Origin of the sequence: Paenibacillus xylanilyticus (genome assembly GCF_047246825.1) — a bacterium.
GTDB classification, from domain to species: Bacteria; Bacillota; Bacilli; order Paenibacillales; family Paenibacillaceae; genus Paenibacillus; species Paenibacillus xylanilyticus_B.
Genome location: NZ_JBFOLB010000001.1, coordinates 1,421,403 through 1,443,532, shown reverse-complemented (window position 1 = coordinate 1,443,532; position 22,130 = coordinate 1,421,403). Strand labels below are relative to the sequence as shown.

The window sequence follows — 22,130 nt, the reverse complement described above, 5'->3', positions numbered from 1 at the left end:
GAAGTTTTTAAATAAGTGAAGAGACAAAGTCCCCTTGATCCAAGGGGACTTTGTCATGCTTTTTTTTGTTGGAGACGTAGTTCTCATCTTCGCACGCAAAATCAAAAAAAGATGCTGCCGCTGAGCGATAATTAACAAGAAATCATAGTATCTATATTTCGACCAAGAAAGGAAAGTATTCGCCATGGATCATTACACACGTATACAGCTTGCCATTACGTATCTCGAAGATCATTTGCAAGATGAATTTGATATTAGAGAAGCGTCGGCCAAAGCAGGCTTTTCCGGATTTCATTTCCAGCGTTTATTTCAGGCGATCACCGGATTTACCGTACTGGAGTATGTACGGAAACGCAGGTTGACTGAAGCTGCACGCCATTTGCGTGACTCGGCAGATGGCATACTCAATATTGCCTTAAGTTGGGGATATCAATCTCAGGAAGCGTTCACACGGGCATTTACGGCTCACTGGGGAATGACACCCGCCCGGTTTCGCAGGCTGAATGAACAGCCGTGTTCTTCCAAGATGCAGCGGAGTATTGATTTTAATGATTATCGAACACAGCTGGGAGGAGAATTTTATATGAACAAACCACGCCTGGTTACTATGGATGCCATTCAGATTATAGGTTATGCATACCAGACCAATTTAAATGGAGATCAGCATTATACGGATATCCCCGGATTTTATCATGATTTTGGCGCAGAGCAGAAATTTATGAGTATCCCTGAACGAACACGTCCCGATTTGGCTTATGGGATAGCCTGTAGATTCAAAGATGATGGAGCGTTCACATTCCTTATTGGCGAGGAAAGTTCATCTGATGCGCCGGAGCTTCAGCCTGGATATACGACGTTTGAGATTCCGGGTGGCTTGTACGCTGAGTTCACGGTCGATGGTTCCGGGCAAGATATCCGGAAAATGATTTATGGCAGCTGGCTGCCTCAGTCGAATTATGAACGCAGGGAAGGACCTGATTTTGAGGTGACCGATGTGTGGAAATCAACCCCAGAGCAATTGGACATGAAGATCTACATTCCGATAAAATAAAGGAGCCGCTCTGCGGAAAAAAAAGGACCCGGAGGAGTATAGAGAATGAACAAAGGAAAGGGTATCCATGCTCCATGGATATTGCTCCTGGTGGCCGTTTTTGCAATTGCATATATGCTGATTATGGGCGATTTGTTATTTATTCAAGGGAGAACCTCAGGGGATCGTTATCAATACAATCTGATCCCCTTGGAGACGATTAAACCCTTACTGTTGGAAAGGGACAGGTATAATGCGGAAACATGGGTGAAAAACCTCTTCGGTAACATTGTATTGTTTATTCCACTAGGCATATGGATTCCCTGGCTGTTTCGCAAATGCCGAACAGGGTTGAGGTTTACGATGGCAGTTATCTTGCTGCTGCTTGCTGTTGAGTTGACGCAGCTGGTCACGCGTGTTGGTTCGTTTGACGTGGATGACATAATCCTTAATACCATAGGCGCCTGGATTGGATACGTTGTTTTTCGCCTGTTCATCCAGACCAGAACAAGATCAGAATAAAAATCTGCCACGGAGGCGGAAGTTTATTCTGATCTTTTTTCGTGCCTCGGAAAACGGGTGTGTTTATATGGCCTGCATTTCGGATAAAACATATTAACGGGTTATTCTGTATTGAAAAGGCATACATGTTCATACAGCAGATATAGGAATCGTGATATACAGCCTGAAATAGAATACAACGGAAGCAGGGTGATCCACATCGTGTGGTGGAAAGAGAGTGTTGTATACCAGATCTATCCGATCAGTTTCAAGGATTCGGATGGAGATGGTCATGGTGATCTGCAGGGCATTTATGAAAAACTCGATTACCTGACGGATCTGGGGATCGACGTGATCTGGATCTGTCCGATTTATGAATCTCCCGGACAAGACAATGGTTACGATATCAGCGATTATTATGCCATTATGCGTAAATTTGGCACGATGGAGGATTTCGACCGGTTACTGGAAGAGGCTCACCGCAGAGGCCTCAAAATCATGATGGATCTGGTGCTGAATCACACATCGGATGAGCATGCCTGGTTTGCCGAATCCCGTTCCTCCAAGGTCAATCCCAAGCGGGATTATTACATTTGGCGATCAGGTAAAAATGGTCAGGTGCCGAACAACTGGGAATCCTATTTTGGCGGATCCGTGTGGAAGCATGATCCGGAAACGAATGAATACTACCTGCACCTGTACTCGGAGCATCAGCCCGATTTGAATTGGAACAACGCACAGATGGCAGAAGAAATGTATGAAATGGTGCATTGGTGGCTGCAAAAAGGGGTAGACGGGTTCCGTTTTGATGCGGTAGCTCATATTGCCAAGGCAGAAGGGCTGCCGAGTGCGCACAATCCAGACAATCTGCCGGTTGTACCGGCATATCAGCTGTTTTCCAACCTGGAACAGGTGCACTCCATTTTGAACAAGTTGAACGATATGATCCTGAAACCTTATGGTCCCATGACTGTTGGAGAAACGTCAGGTCTTGGTCCTGAGCAGGCACTCGCTTATGTTGGTACAGATCGCAATGAATTGAACATGGTGTTCCAGTTTGAACATATGTTTGTGGATGCCAAATCTTCCGGGATTGGCAAGTGGAACTACCGGGAGTGGAAGCTGACTGAACTGAAAGAAATCATGAGCCGCTGGCAAACGGTACTGCATGGCAGAGGCTGGAATGCCAACTATATGGGCAATCATGATCAGCCTCGTCCGGTTTCCCGTTTTGGAGATGATGGGCGTTACCGAATTCGCTCTGCCCAGATGCTGGCTACGTGGATGCTCACGCTTGAGGGAACTCCTTACATTTATCAGGGTGAAGAGATTGGCATGACGAATGTGGCTTTTCCGAATATTGACCAGTATCGTGATATTGAAACCATGAATTATTACAGACATTATATCGCACAGGGACGGGACAAGAATGACATTATGGAAGCCATCTGGAAGAAAAGCAGAGATAATGCACGTACACCCATGCAATGGGATGATACAGAGCATGCGGGATTCACAGAAGGTCAGCCCTGGATTCAGGTCAATGATAACTACACCGAGATCAATGTGGCCGCCGCTGAAAATGACCCCGGTTCCGTTTTGCATTATTATCGGAAGCTGATTGCCATCCGAAAAAAGAGCAAAGTTCTCATTTATGGTGCGTATGAGCTGCTTTTGCCAGATGATCCGGACATATATGCCTACACTCGCACGTTGGGTGACGAGAAGATGCTCATCATTTTGAACTTCCGCGGGAATGAACCTGAAATGCAATGGCCCGAAGGATGGACAGAGAATCAGGCCAAGCTGGTCATCAGCAATGTGAAGAAACGGTATTCAACGGATGAAGGTACCATTCTGCTGCAGCCTTATGAGGCCAGGGTATACATGATGCAATCTTGAAGGCAGCATTTTGCTTCTGCCCAAGGGTTTGAATTATAATGAGATAGGTAAATGCCATTATAATTGACATGAATCAACCAGATAAGGTTGCTCATATCGGAATCGTCAGGAGGTTACTCTATGTTGAAAATTACGTATCACGGACACTCCAGTGTACAATTGGGTACGGAGGAGAAGTCATTAATTATTGATCCATTCCTGCGCGGCAATGAGCTGGCCGTTACCAAACCGGAAGACATCAAAACGGATGCCGTTTTGCTGACACATGCACATATGGATCATATTCTCGATGCTGAACCGATTGCCAAGGCGAATCATGCCAAAGTGGTAGCAATTGTGGAGCTGGCTACATACATGTCGTGGAAAGGGCTCGATACGATTGGCATGAATATGGGCGGCACGGTGGATCTGGATTTCGCTCAAGCCAAGATGATTCAGGCTTTCCATACTTCGGGAATTGTGCTGGAAGAAGAGCAGCGGATTATGTATGCAGGGTTGCCTGCGGGATATATCATTAACATCGGCGGCAAAACGGTTCTGCATGCCGGAGACACGAGTCTGTTCGGCGATATGAAAATGATTGGTGATCGTCATCAGATCGATGTAGCTTTTCTGCCTATTGGCGGGCATTTCACGATGGGCCCTGAAGATGCTTTGCAAGCTGCAGAGTGGTTTAACGCCAAGCTGACCATTCCTGTGCACTATGACACGTTCCCGGTGATCCGTCAGGATTCCGAGAAGTTTGTGCAGCAGCTCGCTGCCAAAGGACTTGAAGGTCAAGTATTGGCACCTGGCGAATCACTGACGTTGTAGTCGTTGTAATGAATGAAACAAGTTGCACTTACTGAACGCTAAAATAAATTTTTGTATATGAACCGATGTTCTATGATAGGTTGAACAATCGGCCAAAGGCGAATATCACGTTATGATAACTGACGTGATATTCGTCTTTTTTTCGTTTCCAGGTTCAAAATGTAGGCTTGGAGTTGGTGAATATGACAAAAATATTGAAATTCAATTGTTGGAGGCTGTTCACGAATGTTATAAAAAATTACACGGAAACAATCGATCCGAATTGGCCTAAAATAGGGGGAGCGTTCATGTCATTTATTAAATCATTGTTTTTCCAAATTATTGTGGCGGTGATCATCGGGATAGGCGTAGGTGTCTTGTGGCCAGATCTGGGCAGCTTGCTGCAACCCTTTGGAACAGGCTTCATCAAGTTGATTAAAATGATTATTGCACCGCTTATTTTCATGGTGATCGTTACAGGCATTGCCAAAATCGGTGATCTGAAGTCGGTAGGACGCATCGGCCTCAAAGCGATAATATGGTTCGAGATTGCAACAACTGTCGCTCTGGTCCTTGGTCTCGGCACGGCAAACCTGCTTCGTCCAGGTGCAGGCATGAATGTTGATCCTTCAACAATTGATGCAAGCGGTATTGACGCCAAAACGAACGGCTCCGAGCTGCCGCATGTGGTGGATTTTATCATGAATATCATCCCGACAAGTGTAGTGGACGCCTTTGCACAAAATGCATTACTGCAAGTGCTGCTTGTAGCCTGTTTGTTTGGAGTAGCTCTGGCGGCAACGGAAAGCAAAGCAAAAGAAAATGTGCTCACATTGATTGAAAATGTTTTGGGAATCCTGTTTCGGATTATCGGTTATATCATGAAGCTCGCGCCGATCGGTGCATTTGGAGCCATGGCTTATACGGTTGGGGCATACGGCGCCTCCACTCTCTCATCATTCGGCATGCTTATCGTTGCCTGCTATGGAGCTGCGCTGTTATTTCTGGTGATGCTTGCACTTGCCGCCTGGTGGATTACGGGACTCAACTTTTTGCAATTCGTAAAATATACGCGTTCTGAAGTCATGCTGGCGATTGGAACAGGTTCATCCGAAGTGGTCATGCCGCGTATGATGGATAAGCTAACGAAAGCAGGCTGTGATCGCGCAGTTGTAGGTCTCGTTGTTCCGACAGGGTACTCGTTCAATCTGGATGGCGCTTCAATCTATCTGTCACTCGCAACCGTTTTTCTGGCCCAGGCTGTCGGCATTGACCTGACGCTGGCACAGGAAATCACGATTTTGCTCGTGCTGATGCTAAGCTCAAAGGGGATGGCTGGTGTTCCCGGTTCTGCCTTCCTCGCATTATCGGCTACAGCAGCAGCACTAAATGCATTCCCGGTTGCTGCGGTTGCCTTGCTGCTTGGGGCGGATCGTTTCATGGACACGATGCGTGTCTTCACGAATCTGATGGGTAATTGCGTGGCAGCATTCGTTGTGGCGAAATGGGAAGGACTGCTGGATCAAAAGCGCATGCGCGCCGTGCTCTCAGGTGAAATTAGTGCCACAGATCTGGAACGGGAAGAGCAGGCTTCAATATCTTCGTTGACGTTACATAAGTCTGAACAAGGGAACAGAGTCGTGTCACCCGATATGCTCTAGAAGTAGACATAGAAGCCTTGATTCATGATTTCACTCCCTCGCTATGCGAACCCGCAATTCCTATGTAAACCGTCTGTATTTGCAGTCCTATGACTGTGAAGACAGGCGGTTTTTTTAGTTCACCAATACGTGTATCAGGGAGTTGTCAAACGTAATCATACTTGTTTTATGTTACAGAGCATCGATTAATGGGGAATGTGTAGAAGAGGAATATTCTAGGTATATTATAGTTTCAACTTGTATATACATGTTTACTTATGTAATATAGAAATGTAGTTAACTGAGATATCGATCATGAGCAATACAATTTATTGGAGGCGTTAACATGAGTTCAAATGATACAACTTCCTCATCGTGGTGGAAAACCTCCACGGTGTATCAGGTATATCCCAAGAGCTTCAATGACACCACGGGTTCTGGCACCGGGGATATTCGGGGGCTGACCGAGAAGCTGGACTATTTGCAGCATCTGGGAATCGATATTGTATGGCTTCAGCCGGTGTATGTCTCCCCGCAAAATGATAATGGGTATGACGTAGCGGACTATTATAAGATTAATCCGGACTTTGGCACGATGGAAGATTTTGATGAATTACTGAAGGGTCTGAAAGACCGTGACATGAAACTGATGATTGATATTGTGGTGAACCACTCGTCCACCGAGCATGAATGGTTCAAGCAGGCGCGTTCTTCCAAGGATAATCCATATCGGGATTATTATATTTGGAAAGATCCGGCTCCGGATGGCGGTGTACCGAACAACTGGCAGTCGAAGTTTGGCGGACCGGCATGGCAGTATGACGAACAGACGGGACAGTATTTCCTGACGTTGTTTGATAAGACACAGGCTGATCTGAACTGGGAAAATGAACAGGTTCGCAAGGCTGTGCGGGACATGATCAAGTTTTGGGCAGAGAAGGGTGTTGACGGTTTCCGGATGGACGTCATTAATCTGATCTCCAAGGATCAGCGTTTCCCTAATGATGATGGCAGCGAAGGGCCTGGTGACGGTCGCAAGTTTTACACTGACGGACCACGTGTTCACGAATATATTACCGAGATGTATGACGAAGTGTTTGGACCATATAACATGGTCACGGTTGGAGAGATGTCCTCCACAACGCTGGAACACTGCATCCGATATTCGAATCCGGCTTCACGCGAGTTTTCAATGACATTCAATTTTCACCACTTGAAAGTGGATTACCCCAATGGGCAGAAATGGGAACTGATGCCTTATGATTTTGAAGCAATGAAACGGCTGTTCAGTGAATGGCAGACAGGAATGCAGGCTGGTGGAGGCTGGAACGCGCTCTTCCTTAACAATCATGATCAGCCGCGTGCACTTTCCCGTTTCGCAGATGATGGGGACTACCGTGCCGAGAGTGCCAAAATGCTGGCAACAACCATTCATGGCATGCAGGGCACGCCGTACGTGTATCAAGGAGAAGAGATCGGAATGCCGAATCCCGTCTGGAATGACGTAAGCGAATTCCGGGACATTGAATCCACGAATATGTACCGGCTGCTTCAGGAAGAACGCGGAAAATCGGCGGAAGAAGCCTTTGCAATTGTGAAAGAGCGCTCCCGTGATAACTCCCGTACACCAATGCAATGGGATGACAGCAAGAACGCCGGATTCACAACGGGCACCCCTTGGATCAAAGTGGATGAACGTTATCCATCGACTAATGTAGCTGAACAGTTGGCGGATCCGAATTCGATCTACTATCACTACCGCAAGCTCATTGCTCTGCGCAAAGAGGTTCCTGTGTTGACCGACGGTTTGTATGAACGACTGGATGATGCACACCCGGAAGTATTCGCCTATGCACGGACGAACGGTAATGAAACGTTGATTGTAGTGTCCAATTTCAGCAAGAAAGACGTTTCCTTTACATTTCCGGCTGCGGTCTGGAACGATCACGTATCCGGAAAAACGGCTGAATTGCTCATTGGCAATACGGAGGCGTCACCTGATCTGGAACAGGTCATCTCACTCAGTCCGTACGCATCCTATATGTGGCTTGTACCACAAGAGGACTAATTCACATTATTGAAATGGGAAGTGACAATATGGCAATCGATAGAAAACAGGTTGAGGAGATCGTACGTGCTGTCGGTGGAAAAGAGAATATCGAAGCGGCAACACACTGCGTTACACGACTCCGGTTTGCCTTGTATGATGAAAGTAAAGTGGATACCGAAGGTCTGGACCGGAATGATCTGGTCAAAGGCCAATTCTCATCCCAAGGACAGTTTCAGGTCGTTATTGGACCCGGGCTGGTCGATAAGGTATATGATGAGATGATCCAGATCACAGGCGGTGACCGCGCTTCCAAGGATGATGTGAAGGCGGCTGCCGGCAAAAAGCAAAATCCAATCCAGCGTGCGATCAAAACGCTCTCGGATATCTTTATTCCAATCCTGCCTGCCATTATTACGGCAGGTCTTCTGCTCGGAATCAACAACATATTGACAGGGCCAGGCATCTTTTTTGATGAACAATCACTGGTCGACGTCTATCCGGCATGGAAGGACCTCGCATCCATCATTAATACCATTGCGAGTACAGCCTTTACATTCCTGCCTGCATTGATTGGTTGGTCAGCGGTAAAAAGGTTCGGCGGAAGCCCGCTGCTCGGGATTGTGCTTGGGTTGATCCTGGTGCACCCTGATCTGCTGAGTGCCTATGGCTATGCCAATGCAGTAAATGAAGGTACCGTGCCGACCTGGAATCTCTTCGGCAGGCACATTGAGAAAATTGGTTATCAGGGTCAGGTGCTGCCGGTATTGGTTTCGGCTTATCTGCTGGCCAAACTTGAGATTTTCCTGAACAAAAGAGTGCATGACTCCGTCAAATTGCTTGTCGTTGCACCCGTAACTTTGCTTATTACCGGATTTCTCGCGTTCACTATCATTGGTCCGGTTACGTTCGCCATTGCGAATGCGATTACATCAGGTCTGATTTATATTTATGATTCCTATGCAGCACTCGGTGGTCTGATCTATGGTGGTCTGTATGCATTGCTGGTTATTACGGGTATGCACCATACGTTCCTGGCGGTTGACGTACAACTGATTGGCAGTCAGGGAGGTACATTCCTGTGGCCGATGCTGGCGTTGTCCAATATCGCACAGGGTTCTGCGGCGCTGGCTATGATGCTTGTTCTGCGTGAACAAAAGATGAGAGGACTTGCAGCGACTTCGTCTGTGTCAGCTTTCCTCGGTGTGACGGAGCCTGCGATCTTCGGGGTCAATATCCGTTATCGTTATCCATTTATCTTCGGTATGGTTGGTTCGGCCATTGGTGGAGTACTGTTAACCATGAACAATGTTCAGGCAACCTCCATTGGTGTAGGTGGTGTTCCAGGATTCCTGTCCATATTCCCGAACAAGTGGGGAGTATTCTTTATCGGCATGGCGATTGTGCTGATCGTTCCATTTGTTCTGACGGTTATTTTCGGTAGAGCGAAGATGAGAAAGCAAGATCGCAGCAACAATATCGGGACTGGTTCTGTAAGCAAAACAACACCAGCAGCATCCACTGCAAATACAGCAGTCTCCAATACAGATACAACAGTAACTGAGCGGACTCGCACGAATGCACAAGTTGGGGATGCACCTGTTAACACGCTGGAAGTAATGGCTCCATTAACAGGAACAGCGGTCCCGCTGGAACAAGTGCCTGATCCGGCTTTTGCAGAGAAGCAGATGGGAGAAGGCGTAGCGATTGAACCTTCAGGCAATCAGGTGGTTGCCCCGTTTGATGCACAAGTTGCACATGTGATTAAGAGCAAACACGCGGTCATCCTGGAACATGCGAGCGGTCTGCAGATTCTGATTCATGTTGGGATTAACACCGTATCGCTGAAGGGCGAGGGCTTCAACATGCATGTCGAAGCAGGCGAACATGTAAGAGCTGGGCAAACGCTGCTGGAATTTGATCGTAAGGTCATTGAAGCTGCCGGATATCCGCTCATTACCCCGATTATTATCCCGGATGGACAGGATATGGTTGATCGGGTGGAAGTCACTACGGGTGATGTTTCATCCAATCGGAATGGTATATTGACCGTTCACTTGAAAGGCTAACCACCTTTTCTTTCTTCATAGAAAAATTCTGCTTCATCTCATTAACGAACCAGCCCAGGTGTGAGCCTGTAACTGGTTCGTTTTTCTTTGGGCTCATGGTACACTATGTATAAATTGAAATTTAAAATATGATCAACGTTGAATCGCCGCGGATTTGCATGTTACTGATGGAGTATTCATATGGTTCAGGAAAAGTTCCTAGTGTAGTGGACAAAGGAGGAGAGCCATGACCCGTGTCGCAGTGATGGTTATTCATGGGCTGGGTATGCAAAAGGATGATTATGCGGGTACACTGATATCACGTTTGCATAAGGAATTCGATCAGGTGATGGTCATGCGTGGTGCTGCGGAAAAATATTTGGATATTGAGCCGGTCTTCTGGGCGGACGTCTTCGAAGAGAGGGAAGAAGTCCTGTACCAGCAGCTTGTTAGTTCACAACGGCTGAATTACCAGGTGCTGCGAAGATTTGTTATACATTATCTGGCGGATGCCGTTGCCTATCAGCCGGTTGAGCATCAAGGCCATAATTATGACGCAGTTCATAGCAGCTTAAACCGTGCCATGCATGCACTTGCACAGCGCAACGGTCCTGAAGCTCCGCTCTGTGTGATCGCCCACAGCCTGGGTGCTGTCATTGCCAGTAACTTTTTTTATGATCTTCAGTTTCCATCCAGTCGGATTCCGTCGATTGTGGATGTCACATCTGCATTGGAGCGGGGAGACACGTTAACGAACTTCTATTCATTTGGAACGACACTGCCACTATGGAGTCTGCGCTATCACGATTTTAGCTGTCCAATTCAGGTGCCGTCCTCCATGGCGGCACAGCAGTACTTCCCTGGGCTGGAGGGGGAGTGGGTTAATTTTTATGATCGGGACGATATTCTTGGATATCCTTTAAGGCCCATCGATCCGGCCTATGAAGCTGCGGTCAAGGCGGATATTGAGATTAACTCGGGTGGCTGGATCGGAAGCTGGAATCCGCTCAGTCATGGAGGGTACTTCGGAAATAGCGCCATGAACCGGAGAATTGCACAAGGGCTGGCGCGGACCTGGACTTGGGTAAATCGTGGATGACGTCCATTCATCTAGATATGAGAAGAAGAAAGGGGGGATCTTATTTGGAATGCAGGACAGGCTGCGCCGCATGTTGCATTGCCATATCCATTTCCTCGCCGATCCCGGGTATGGAAGATGGTAAACCGGCAGGCGTACGCTGTGTACAGCTGACAGAGGACAATCGCTGCAGCATATTCGGTCAGCCGGATCGTCCGGCTGTATGCAGCGGATTGCAGGCTTCGGCTGACATGTGTGGAAGTACGGATCAGGAAGCTTTTGATATACTGGCCTGGTTGGAACAGGAAACGAGCCCCAGCTCTGTTGGATAGAGTTGTTTTTGAAAAGCTAAATGAAGCCAAAAGAGTATCCATGGATAAAAACCAACGGATACTCTTTTTTTTGGCGTGCTTGTCCATTTTCAGGAGATGGAGGTGGTACGGGTCCGCTCTTCTTGTTTCTTCAACATATGTGTGAGAAGGAGTTTCAATAGTGAGGATACAATGAAGAATATAAAAAGGATACGAAACAGCTGATACCCTGACACAACGGACAAATTGGCATTCACCTCATGAGCCATGATACTCATCTGATCCATGCCACCTGGGGCCATGCTAAGTAGTGAGGTGGCAGCCGAGAGTGAATATAGATGCATCAGCACATAACTTAGCCCAAGCGAGCCTGTAATAAGAAGAACACTGCTGAGCAGAGCAAGGATGATGGTCTGCTTCTTGCGCTGCAATTGCTGCGGTTGAAGCATGAGACCCACGTGACTGCCGATCATTAATTGCGATATATTCAGCAGGGAGGACGGCAGAGGTGGTGTATGCATCGTTGTAGTCAGTTGAATGACGCACATGACAATCATCGGCCCAAGCATAAACGCTGTAGGAAATCGAAATCTGCGAGCTACCCAGGCACCAGCTACACAGAGAGGACCATAGAGTAGAATCTCCGGAAAGAGATCAATCCACGTAACGGCTTCAATCCCTTGCGGATCAGTTGCGGCACCCAGCGTTCCGCCAATCCACGGACTGAACAGCAGGAACGGAATACAGAACACAATCATGATCAGCCGGGTCACTTGCAAAAAGGTCACCAGTGTCAGATTGATCGATTTCATCTCCTCCGCAAGAGAGACCATTTGAGACAACCCGCCGGGAATGCTGCCCACGAGCAGGGAAGGAAAGTCAAAATCAGTCAGCTTGGAAGCAATATATGCGGTCAATGTACATAATCCGATTAACAGCATGGTCATAAGCAGCATCATGGGAAGCTGATGGAGAATGCCCTGCAGAGCATCTTCTGTCATTGTTAACCCAATAGAGTAGCCAACAATCAGGATGCCATAGTCCCGGATGGAGGTTGGCCACATAAGCGGCAGTTTAGCCACCTGTGAACCAAGAAGCATGAATACCATAGGTCCAAGCAGCCAAGGAATCGGCGTATGGATCGCGGTGAACAACAGTCCGCCAAGAACAGAGACGCCCAGACTAAGAATAAAACGGAAAAAGGCGGAGGGACTGATCTTGTGCATCAGTTCCATCCGCATCGTCTTCCGGCTGAATCGGGTTCTATGAGCAGTGAATATGAGTCTGGATTGAAAGTACAATTCATGTAAGATCACTCCTGATGGTAAAATACGAATCCCACAGTGTTCAATGTCTGGGAACGATTAGATGTTAGCAACTATTGATGTTAGCTAACTTGGTGCAGTTGGTTTAGTTCAACCGAACACGTGCTGAAGGCTTGGGCTCTTTAAACATCATATAGTACATCAGCGAGGAAATCACGTATAAACTGCCAGTAATGCTGAACGTAATGGCGTAGCCCCAGTAGGTGCCATACGTGGTTACAAGATAGGATTGAACGGGTCCCATTGTGGCCCACCCAACCATAAATGCAGTCTGCATCAGTGAATTGGCAATCCCGCGGCGCTTGTCGGATACCCTGTCCACCAGAATGGCAGATTGAATCGGATTGGCTGCATTCATTAATGCTTGCCTGAACAGAAAGCTCACAGAGGCAATGAGCAGCAGATTCGTGAAGCCGGTTAATAACAAAAATGGCAGTGACAACACCTGAAAGATGACCACGGCCCGGACACTGCCCACTTTGGCGGCAAGAGTTGGCCCAATCAGCATGGATACGATCGTCATAATCTGGCCTAGCGAAATCAGCAAGCTCATGGCACTGAGTGAAACGGAAAAACGGTTGGTGAAATACAGATTCAGGTAGGGGACAACCAGGCCGGAACCGAATCCAATCAATAATTGGGTGATTACAAACTGACCAATCAGTCGGGAGTCTTTATTTTTGCCCTTTACATCCCCAAGCTGTTGGGCAGCTGAACTATTGTTATTTTCTGATGTAATCGGTGCAGGAACGGCTTGATCAGTCGTTGCTATGTGTGCAGGAGCCTTCTCATCCGATACAAACAGCAGCGGAATAAACGCAGCCAGCGTCGCTGCACCACCAATGAACAATACGGTTTGTAGTCCTGTAACCTTAGCGATTCCCGCTGTATGCAGAAGGTCGGCAAATACTCCACCGCCGAGGCTTCCAAGCACCTGTGAAGCGAGTACAATGGAGGAATAATAGCTGAACATCTTCAATCGCTGACTCTTCTTCACGTTCTCAGCCAGAAACGGAATGGCCAGGACCTGAAATACTCCCGCAAATAATCCTGAAAATACGGCGAACCAGATGAGGCCGCTCGCAGAATAATCAAATGAACGGCCGATCAGGAAGATTCCGCTGAACAAAGCCCCAGTAATGAGCAGGAGTTTTCGGCTGAACCGGTCGCCACATAAACCGATAGGCACAAACATGATGGCTGTCGCCAACGATTGTATACTTACGATCTGGCCATTCATTGTATCATTGTAGCCGAGTCCCTGGATGTACAGATTGTACAGAACTGAGAACATGCCATTTCCGATCTGATACAGAATGCTTGCCAGAAAAAAGAGTTGAATATTTCGGGACCAACCCCGAATTTCAGCATGAATCTGTCGTAAAACTCTCAAGTAGAATCCCCCAGTCGTTACCAGTGCAGTGATTCCAGTTTAACAGGAAAGGGGAATTTGCGGAAGAATTGACCGCTGTTTATTTTGTGTCATGATGTTCAATCACGCGAGCGATCACAAATCCATCATACCCTTTGCTGCCTACGGTCTGTAGGGCAGTCGCTTCCAGACGGGGGTTCTCGGCGATCAGCTTCAGGAAATGGCGTACGCCCTGAACTCTGGTGTCTGTACTCTCTGGATGGACCACTTCGCCGTCTCTGACGATGTTGTCCCCAATAATGAGGCTTCCCGGCCGAGACAGACGAAGAGCCCATCTGAGATAATCGGGGTTACTTGGTTTGTCAGCATCAATAAAGATAAAATCAAAAGGTTCCCTGTAATCTTCCTGCACGTCAGGCAGGGTCGTTAGTGCAGGCCCGATTCTCAGATCAACCTTATTGATAAGCCCGGCACGCGTAAGATTGGTGCGTGCCATTTCAGCATGGTGCGGATCGGCTTCAAGCGTAACGATTTTCCCGTGTTCAGGCAGTGCTCTTGCCATCCAAATTGTGCTGTATCCACCCAGTGTTCCGATTTCAAGTACCCGTGCCGCTCCGTGAATTTGAAGCAGGAGCTGAAGCAATTTCCCCTGGTTTGGAGCAACATCATGGGCCGGCAATCCGGCTTCTGCATTGGACTGCAGCGTTTGCTCCAGTAGTGAATCCGAGGGAATCAGAAGCTTATTCAAATAATCGTCCACCTGAGTCCAGCTGTGTTGAGCAGAGGAAGTATTTACATTTTTCATCGCGATATCTTCCTTTCCAATAACCATGTTTTGAATTTCATAATTCAACTATAAGGCTTGTAAAAATATAAATAAAATATATATCATGAATGTAATCATAATAATAAGTTATGTAATATGAGGCTGAAGGAGTGACTGAAATGAATTTGCACGGACTGCGATTGTTTCATGCCATCGTAAGATATGGCGGTGTCACGCGTGCCGCTGAAGAACTGAATATTAGCCAGCCGGCGGTATCCGCTCAGGTAAAAAAATTTGAACGGGAACTGGGAATTCAGTTATTTGTTTCGGAGGGTAGACGACTGGTTCTTACCGATGCAGGTGCACAATTAAAAGAATATGCGGAACGTCTGTTTATGCTGGAACAGGATGTAGAGAACTTTGTGAAGGATATGCGTGAAGGGAAAAAAGGGTTGATTCGTTTGACGGCGACATACTTGCCTTCCAACTTTTTGCTGCCTGGCTGGATTGCGAAGTTCAAGCAGATGCATGAGGATGTGGAACTGGTCGTCAGCACGACCAATACCCGAATGGCCTTTGATCAGCTGCTGCGCTATGAGGCGGAGATTGCGATCTACGGTGGAAGCGGGATCACACATCATGGCGTCCATTGGGATGAACTGTTTGAGGATGAAATGTGGTTTGTCGTGCATCCCGATCATCCGTATGCCCAGCGGGAAGTGGATCTGGCCGATATGGTAGCTGAACCATTTATCATGCGTGAAGAAGGCAGCGTGACGCGTGAACGGCTTGTCTCATTGTGCACCACAAACAACCTGGCTGCCCCTCGTATTGCGCTGCAGTTTAACGGTCTGAATGAAACGATCAGTGCGGTAAAAGCGGGTTATGGTGCCAACTTTATTTCTTCACTGGTGGTGAAGGAGGATGTTCGGGAGGGCAGGCTTGCACGTGTATTCGTTCGAGGGGTCCATTTAAGAAACACGATAGCCGTCTGTACCCGAGCTGGCGAGGTGTTGTCACCTGCAGCACAGCATTTGGTACAGTTCATTCGGCAGGAAGCATCCCAGGTGAATGAAGCTCACAGTGGATGAGTCATATGAACGCTTGCTTTTAGAGATTCGTTAGCACGCTAGCTTCCGGATTGTTCAACTCGATTATTGGTGAAACGGTATTTGGCAATTAAGGTCACGCCCCCAACCAATAATACAGGTACCCAGACAGCAATGATAGGCACGTTGTGGAACAGAAAAGCGGCTACAATAACACCAATCAGATAGATGACTACGGCATACGCCCGCAAATACGAGTCAGTGGATAAAGCCTTCAAAAGTGAACCCACACTTGTGTGCCGGAGACGCTGAAGAATGCTTACGGCATCTTCTATGACTGCGGCGAGATTGTTAGTCAGTACGGTTGTGGAGATTCCGGCGATTCCGATCCGCCGGGCAGCCGTCGTCTGCATCCCCATAGCAGCGGCCAGTATAGCAATGAGCAGGTAAGACACCTGTTCTGAGTAAGGGCTGACCATGGCGATGGCGAACATCAGAAGCAGAATGCTTTCAACCACGAAGACATGTGTAACGCGGGGAGACCAGCCATTTTTGGTTTGATGGGTACCGATCATGCGAGCCGCAATGGCATTGCCGGCGATAAATCCTGCGAGTGCGATCAATGAACGCAAAACGACAAATTCCTGAGCGCGGGCAATCGCAATACCCAGCAGTACGATGTTACCCGTCATATTGGCAGTAAGCACATGTCCCAGTCCGAGATATCCAATGACATCGACCATTCCAGCAGCAAGGCACAACAGCAGAAGGGAATATTTTTGTAGAGGCAGTTGTTGCATGATGATTCCGTCCTTTCAATAGATCCTTAACCCCTCCAGTATACAGCATCATCCCATAAAATAAAGACGACACCTTGGGTTTCCGCCTGCAACTAAGGTGCTGTTAGCCAATCAAACATGTTGTTCACCGCGTTCAGATGAATATGCTCATTGAACCAGTGATCTTGTCCTCCGTAGGCATGAAAGGTCACTTCGATTCCTCTTCGTTTCAACCAATGATACATACGGGTTCCATGGCTGTAGTTCACCTGGGTATCTGCCGTACCGTGCATGATTAGCACCGGGCAGCGAAGCTTGGAAACCACAGACAGCGGAGAACGGGCGAGATAGGCTTCGGGCACGGCACGGGGCGGCCCTCCAAGTACGCGTTTCAATGTACGTCTCAGGTCCGTCCGTTCGTGATACGTTCGTTCCACATCCGCAACACCACTCCAAAGCACAAGCTTATGTACACGGTTAGGCCCTTCGTTGAAGGAGGTCGCGGTATGAACGGCGTTAATGGCTCCACGTGAGAATCCCATCAGTGAGATGCGTGTTGGATCGGCAAACGGCAGTTCTTGCACCAATCGGTATGCGGCGCGTACGTCTTCGATATCATGGCCGCCATACTCGTCCCGTCCTTCGCCGCCTTCATTGCCACGATAGGAAGGGGCAAACACAATATAGCCCTTGTGGGCAAACTGCTCTACCCAGGCTGTTTTTACCCCTCCATAGCTGCCGAGTCCTCCGCGACAATAGATCAGTACGGGCCACTGTTTTTGCATACTGTTTATGTCCTGCTGTGGAGGATACCGACTTGCGAGCAGCTGGAATTCCACATGATCCAACGAGTCGAGACTACATAACTGAGCATGATCTTCAGTCCCTAGCCTCATCCGGGGAGAAGTGAGCATACAGCCTTCGGGCAGACACATGTATGCTTTTACACGAAATTCATTGGAGGAATACGTTACTTGATAGAGCAAGAAGGATCAGCCTCTTTCATGGTCTTAGATGTTGATATGATAATGATCAGAGCAGGGAATAACATGTAGCATGTGTCAAAAATCCGATCCCATTCCTAATGTATACCTTTACAGAAAGTAGAGAACAGGAAAATCATATTAGGATGATGAGTTCCTCATTAAGCTAACGGGCAGTATAGTGGCAAGGTAGCTCTTTGATACGGCTCATCGTAAATCATTCTATAACTTATTGAAATTGCTTGCAGATTTAATATTGACGGTAATTGCAATTTACCTTCACATAATGTAAAATTATTTGATGGAAAAAACATGAAGGGGTGGGAGTATGAGGTGGAAACGGAAGACTTACATTCAGTCGACTTGCGTAATTTCATATTTCCATTCTGTTAGGACACTAAAGCATTTATTGCTTTAGTGTTTTTATTTTATGGGGGTGTAAAAATTGTCTAGGTACAAGAGGGTTCTCGTTAAGCTAAGTGGTGGAGCAGTAGCAGGAAACTCTGAATTTGGTTTTGAGCCAGAAAGATTAGACCATATTGCGGATGAAATTATGTCAGTAGTAAACTTAGGCGTTGAAGTATCGTTAGTTATAGGTGGGGGTAACATTTTCAGAGGTAATATGGCGGAAGGCTGGGGGATAGAAAGGGCAGAAGCTGATAACATTGGGACGCTTGCGACTGTAGTAAATAGTTTAATGCTTCGTGGAGTTCTTAAAGCCAAGACCAAAAAGGAAGTACGAGTAATGACGGCAATACCTATTACTTCAGTTGCAGAACCATACATCCGTCTAAGAGCAATCCACCATCTAGAAAAAGGCTATATTGTAATTTTTGCAGGGGGGAACGGTCAACCTTACGTTACAACAGACTATCCTTCAGTACAAAGAGCCATCGAGGTTAATTGTGACGCTTTATTAGTTGCAAAGCAAGGTGTTGATGGTGTTCTTAATGCAGACCCTAAATTTGATAAAAATGCAAAGAAATTTCGTTCGCTTCATTACAACGACGTTTTAGAACACAACTTAAAGGTAATGGACCAATCAGCTTTCATTTTGGCAAGAGACTACAATTTGCCAATGCATGTGTTTAACTTCGATAAACCAGGTTCGATGAAAGAAATCTGTGAGGGTAAGAATAATGGTACGATAATTAGTGGCGAATCCATTTTAGAGTTGGAATGAAGTATGTTAGAAATACTACTCTCCCTTGATTTAGCGGAACGATAGTTCCACAAAACAGAAGTTCTATTCAAAATCCCACTCGGCCATGGAGTGGGATTTTGTTTATATTGATATGTATATCTTGTGATCAAAAGATACTTTATGTTTTGATTCATTACGGTGATCCGTATCATAGGTAGAAGTACAGAACATTACGCTAACGGGAAACGTTAGCTTAATGCTCAAAGACTCAGAAATACGGACAAAAAAAAGCCCTAAAGGGCCACTTCCTTAATTGTTGTAATCAAATTTTCCCAGCACTCTTTCAAAGAGAACCTCCCCTATAAACTCTATTGAAAGGTAAAAGTTTCATTTGAATGTTATTTTTTATCGAATAATCAATTTTTGAGCAAAAAAGGGGGATTTTCTCATGAGAACCGTCCTTAAATTTAATCCTCTCCTTCTACGCCTTCAACCTCTCGTGAATTCTAACTGCCCGTGTGTCAGAAATTCGTTTATTGGCTCCATATGATTTATAATGAATTAGGAGACGGCATTACAGCCTGTATTCTCATACCTTATAAATAACTCAAGTGTGCATTAAGAAAGGAAGAAAACCATGATGAACGCTCCACATCCAATTGATCAATTCAAGAAATTCAAATATGAAATTACAAGATTTATGATGATTTATAAATTTGCCCTGGATCAAATGGAAACCAAAATTGAGGTACTGAAGGAAGAATTTCAGTCCTTGCATGATTACAGCCCCATTGAGCATACAAAATCCAGGTTGAAGTCACCTGAGAGCATAATGAACAAGATGTTCCGCAAAAATCACGAATTGACCTTCGAAAGTATCAAGAAAAACATCAAGGACATTGCCGGGGTGCGCATCACGTGCTCCTTTATCTCGGACATTTATCGGATCAAGGATATGCTGTGCAATCAAAGTGATCTGCGTGTGCTTGAGGTGAAGGATTATATCCAGAATCCGAAACCTAATGGATATCAAAGCCTGCACCTTCTGGTAGATGTACCTGTGTATATGTCCAATGGTGAAGAGCGGGCTTGCGTTGAGATTCAGATCCGTACCATTGCGATGGATTTTTGGGCGAGTCTTGAACATAAAATCTTCTATAAATACAACAAGGACGTTCCTGAACGTCTGACCAAAGAATTGAAAAGTGCAGCGGATTCCGCGAATGCCCTTGATCAACAAATGGAAAGACTCCACCGGGAGATCCAGGAGATCAAGGATGCAGAGAATGAGCGAGATGAAGAAGAGCTGCGCCGTATTATCATCAACAATCAACAGTTTACACTGCCATCCAACCTGCTGCGGCTGCTTGGAGACGGTGAACACTAAGGCAGCAAGCACCTCGTAGGGAAGGGAATAAGTCATACATGTTGAAAAGTACACCAGCCTCGTTAAACCATTCATCCACATCTCGTGTGCGCATGGCATTGATTTTGGGGACATTGTCGGCCTTCGGTCCGCTGTCCCTGGATATGTATCTGCCTGCATTGCCCACATTGGCCGAGGATTTTCATTCCTCGCCTTCGTATGCGCAGCTTAGTCTGACAGCCTGCATGGTTGGACTTGCAGCCGGACAACTGCTGGCAGGACCACTCAGTGATGTACGAGGACGCCGTACTCCGCTTATTGCAGGATTAGTGCTATATACAATCGCTTCCATACTCTGTTTGGTGAGCCCGACGATGGGTTCATTTGTTGTGCTGCGTTTTATTCAGGGAGCTGCGGGCGCAGCCGGAATTGTAATCTCCCGTGCGGTTGTAAGGGATGTGTATTCCGGTCCGGAGTTAACCCGGTTCTTCTCTCTGCTAATGCTTATTAACGGCGTTGCGCCTATTGCTGCACCCATTATCGGTGGACAATTGCTCGCTTATACATCTTGGCGAGGCGTTTTTATCTTGCTCAGCCTCATTGGTGTGCTCACGTTACTGGCCGTTATTTTCGGGTTGGGAGAGACACTGCCGTCCGAACGGAGATCTCGCGGAGGTTTGAAGCAGACCCTAATCACATTTCGCCAAATTGCAGCGGACCGTCTGTTCATGGGTTATGCGTTAACCCAAGGGTTTGTAGCAGCCGGGATGTTCGCCTATATATCCGGTTCACCGTTTGTATTGCAAAAGATTTATGGCGTCACTCCGCAGATGTTCAGTGTCTGTTTCGCCATTAATGGTTTGGGAATCATTCTGGCAAGCCAGATTGCCGGGAGGTTGGCGGGCAAAGTGTCTGAAACCCGTCTGCTAATCGCTGGTCTCATTGCAGCTGCAGTGGGCGGCACATCCCTGCTTGCTGCCGTTCTGGCAGGAGGAAACCTGATATCCATACTGATTCCGCTGTTTCTTGTCGTTTCCAGTGTGGGTCTTGTCAACACGGCTTCCTTTGCACTGGCTATGGCCAATCAGGAAAAGTCAGCAGGCAGCGCGTCTGCACTTATCGGAGTCATGACATTTTTGTTTGGCGGTATCGTAGCTCCGCTCGTTGGTTTGGGAGGAGAAGGAACGGCTGTACCCATGGGGATCGTTATCGCCTGTGCTGATCTTGGTGCTTTATTGCTCTATCTGGTTATGGTGGGCAAGCGTGGGTCTCGTCAACATACCCGTTAAATACAATGGAACGCGAAAACGCCCCATCCGAAGGTTTAAACTCCGGACGGGGCGCTTTGATTTTTTAACAGAGAGCAAACAAAATTTGCGTATTGAGCAAAATGCCAGGAGTCAGGAACGGATAGAAGTATCCAACGACAAAACCGAAGAGGTTGATGGCAGGCCACATGAGATAGACATCATTGTAAGTAAATACAAGGGACCATCGGTTATAGCAAAAGTTGGGCAGTACACGCTGGTTATGATCCCGGGGCGCTGCTACGCCCGTTTGGGCGAATTGCACAGCCTGAGTCAAATTCTGCGGTTGCTGCTGGATAAACAGCGGTAGAAGACCTGGGCTGCTTTTGATCAGGTTATAAAGAAATACCATCTCCGCGGGCGGCTGACCTACCGGGCGGGGATAAGCGCTCAGCACGGTAGGCAGATTACCCTGTGTTAACTGAGCGGGAACACCTGGAACCGTGCCTTGACCGCCCCCTGGAAAAAATGGTGGCTGTCCACCGGTGCTCCCACCTGGAAAAAACGGAGGATAAGAGCCCGGTCCACCTGGGATCCCTTGGGTAGGCTGCCCGCCTCCAGGGAATAATGGAGGCAACTGAATCGAACGATTTTCTTCATATCCTGCATAGCTGTTATTCACGTAATCCATCTACGAACATCCTTCCTGTCGTCGTATTCTGAAAACATCATATGGTGGCATTCGCCCAA

The 22,130-nt window shown here is 47.1% G+C and carries 19 protein-coding genes; 13 read left to right on the top strand and 6 right to left on the bottom strand.

Going from position 1 to position 22,130, the window contains the following annotated elements; all coding sequences use genetic code 11:
- Positions 1-184 precede the first annotated feature (184 nt).
- The 9 genes from AB3N00_RS06090 to AB3N00_RS06050 all read left to right on the top strand — a co-directional run bounded on the left by AB3N00_RS06090 (position 185) and on the right by AB3N00_RS06050 (position 11,370).
- Positions 185-1,051 carry an effector binding domain-containing protein gene (locus AB3N00_RS06090; protein WP_413033784.1) on the top strand — a complete coding sequence of 289 codons (867 nt, stop codon included), beginning with the start codon at positions 185-187 and terminating at the stop codon, positions 1,049-1,051.
- A 45-nt stretch (positions 1,052-1,096) separates the two neighbouring features.
- Positions 1,097-1,552: a VanZ family protein gene (locus AB3N00_RS06085; protein WP_413033783.1), complete on the top strand. Its 456-nt coding sequence runs from the start codon at positions 1,097-1,099 to the stop codon at positions 1,550-1,552.
- Positions 1,553-1,744: 192 nt separating this feature from the next.
- Complete coding sequence (locus tag AB3N00_RS06080) at positions 1,745-3,433, top strand: glycoside hydrolase family 13 protein (protein ID WP_413035204.1); 1,689 nt, start codon at positions 1,745-1,747, stop codon at positions 3,431-3,433.
- 120 nt (positions 3,434-3,553) lie between these two features.
- Positions 3,554-4,246 carry a metal-dependent hydrolase gene (locus AB3N00_RS06075; protein ID WP_413033782.1) on the top strand — a complete coding sequence of 231 codons (693 nt, stop codon included), beginning with the start codon at positions 3,554-3,556 and terminating at the stop codon, positions 4,244-4,246.
- A gap of 287 nt (positions 4,247-4,533) precedes the next feature.
- Entirely contained in the window at positions 4,534-5,886 is a 1,353-nt protein-coding gene (gene dctA, locus AB3N00_RS06070; protein ID WP_413033781.1) for a C4-dicarboxylate transporter DctA, read from the top strand.
- A gap of 325 nt (positions 5,887-6,211) precedes the next feature.
- Positions 6,212-7,933 (top strand): alpha,alpha-phosphotrehalase, encoded by a 1,722-nt coding sequence (gene treC, locus AB3N00_RS06065; protein WP_413033780.1) that lies wholly within the window; start codon positions 6,212-6,214, stop codon positions 7,931-7,933.
- A gap of 29 nt (positions 7,934-7,962) precedes the next feature.
- The gene (treP, locus tag AB3N00_RS06060; RefSeq protein WP_413033779.1) at positions 7,963-9,981 is read left to right on the top strand and encodes a PTS system trehalose-specific EIIBC component; all 2,019 of its coding nucleotides are present in this window, start codon (positions 7,963-7,965) and stop codon (positions 9,979-9,981) included.
- 226 nt (positions 9,982-10,207) lie between these two features.
- The gene (locus AB3N00_RS06055; protein ID WP_413033778.1) at positions 10,208-11,059 is read left to right on the top strand and encodes a chemotaxis protein; all 852 of its coding nucleotides are present in this window, start codon (positions 10,208-10,210) and stop codon (positions 11,057-11,059) included.
- Positions 11,060-11,103: 44 nt separating this feature from the next.
- Positions 11,104-11,370, top strand: coding sequence for a YkgJ family cysteine cluster protein (locus AB3N00_RS06050; protein ID WP_413033777.1), 267 nt, complete (start codon positions 11,104-11,106; stop codon positions 11,368-11,370).
- A gap of 89 nt (positions 11,371-11,459) precedes the next feature.
- On the opposite strand, the gene AB3N00_RS06045 is transcribed toward AB3N00_RS06050, so the two are convergent.
- From AB3N00_RS06045 to AB3N00_RS06035, 3 genes are all read right to left on the bottom strand, one after another.
- Positions 11,460-12,584: an AbrB family transcriptional regulator gene (locus tag AB3N00_RS06045; protein ID WP_413033776.1), complete on the bottom strand. Its 1,125-nt coding sequence runs from the start codon at positions 12,582-12,584 to the stop codon at positions 11,460-11,462.
- Between the two features lie 175 nt (positions 12,585-12,759).
- On the bottom strand, positions 12,760-14,067 hold the full coding sequence (locus AB3N00_RS06040; protein ID WP_413033775.1) for an MFS transporter: 1,308 nt from the start codon (positions 14,065-14,067) through the stop codon (positions 12,760-12,762).
- 79 nt (positions 14,068-14,146) lie between these two features.
- Entirely contained in the window at positions 14,147-14,851 is a 705-nt protein-coding gene (locus tag AB3N00_RS06035; RefSeq protein WP_413033774.1) for an O-methyltransferase, read from the bottom strand.
- A gap of 140 nt (positions 14,852-14,991) precedes the next feature.
- Between AB3N00_RS06035 and AB3N00_RS06030 the strand changes: the two genes are divergently transcribed.
- Positions 14,992-15,903: a LysR family transcriptional regulator gene (locus AB3N00_RS06030; RefSeq protein ID WP_413033773.1), complete on the top strand. Its 912-nt coding sequence runs from the start codon at positions 14,992-14,994 to the stop codon at positions 15,901-15,903.
- Positions 15,904-15,941: 38 nt separating this feature from the next.
- Here AB3N00_RS06030 and AB3N00_RS06025 read toward each other — a convergent pair whose 3' ends face one another.
- On the bottom strand, positions 15,942-16,661 hold the full coding sequence (locus AB3N00_RS06025) for a YoaK family protein (RefSeq protein WP_413033772.1): 720 nt from the start codon (positions 16,659-16,661) through the stop codon (positions 15,942-15,944).
- A gap of 92 nt (positions 16,662-16,753) precedes the next feature.
- On the bottom strand, positions 16,754-17,626 hold the full coding sequence (locus AB3N00_RS06020) for an alpha/beta hydrolase family protein (RefSeq protein WP_413033771.1): 873 nt from the start codon (positions 17,624-17,626) through the stop codon (positions 16,754-16,756).
- Positions 17,627-18,068: 442 nt separating this feature from the next.
- On the opposite strand from AB3N00_RS06020, the gene pyrH reads away from it, so the two are divergent.
- The 3 genes from pyrH (at position 18,069) to AB3N00_RS06005 (ending at position 21,422) form a co-directional block, all read left to right on the top strand.
- On the top strand, positions 18,069-18,806 hold the full coding sequence (gene pyrH / locus AB3N00_RS06015; protein ID WP_413033770.1) for a UMP kinase: 738 nt from the start codon (positions 18,069-18,071) through the stop codon (positions 18,804-18,806).
- 601 nt (positions 18,807-19,407) lie between these two features.
- Positions 19,408-20,154, top strand: a complete 747-nt coding sequence (locus AB3N00_RS06010; RefSeq protein ID WP_095287774.1) for a GTP pyrophosphokinase family protein — start codon at positions 19,408-19,410, stop codon at positions 20,152-20,154.
- Between the two features lie 38 nt (positions 20,155-20,192).
- Entirely contained in the window at positions 20,193-21,422 is a 1,230-nt protein-coding gene (locus tag AB3N00_RS06005; protein WP_413033769.1) for a multidrug effflux MFS transporter, read from the top strand.
- 64 nt (positions 21,423-21,486) lie between these two features.
- Here AB3N00_RS06005 and AB3N00_RS06000 read toward each other — a convergent pair whose 3' ends face one another.
- Positions 21,487-22,071 carry a hypothetical protein gene (locus tag AB3N00_RS06000; RefSeq protein WP_413033768.1) on the bottom strand — a complete coding sequence of 195 codons (585 nt, stop codon included), beginning with the start codon at positions 22,069-22,071 and terminating at the stop codon, positions 21,487-21,489.
- Positions 22,072-22,130: the final 59 nt, after the last annotated feature.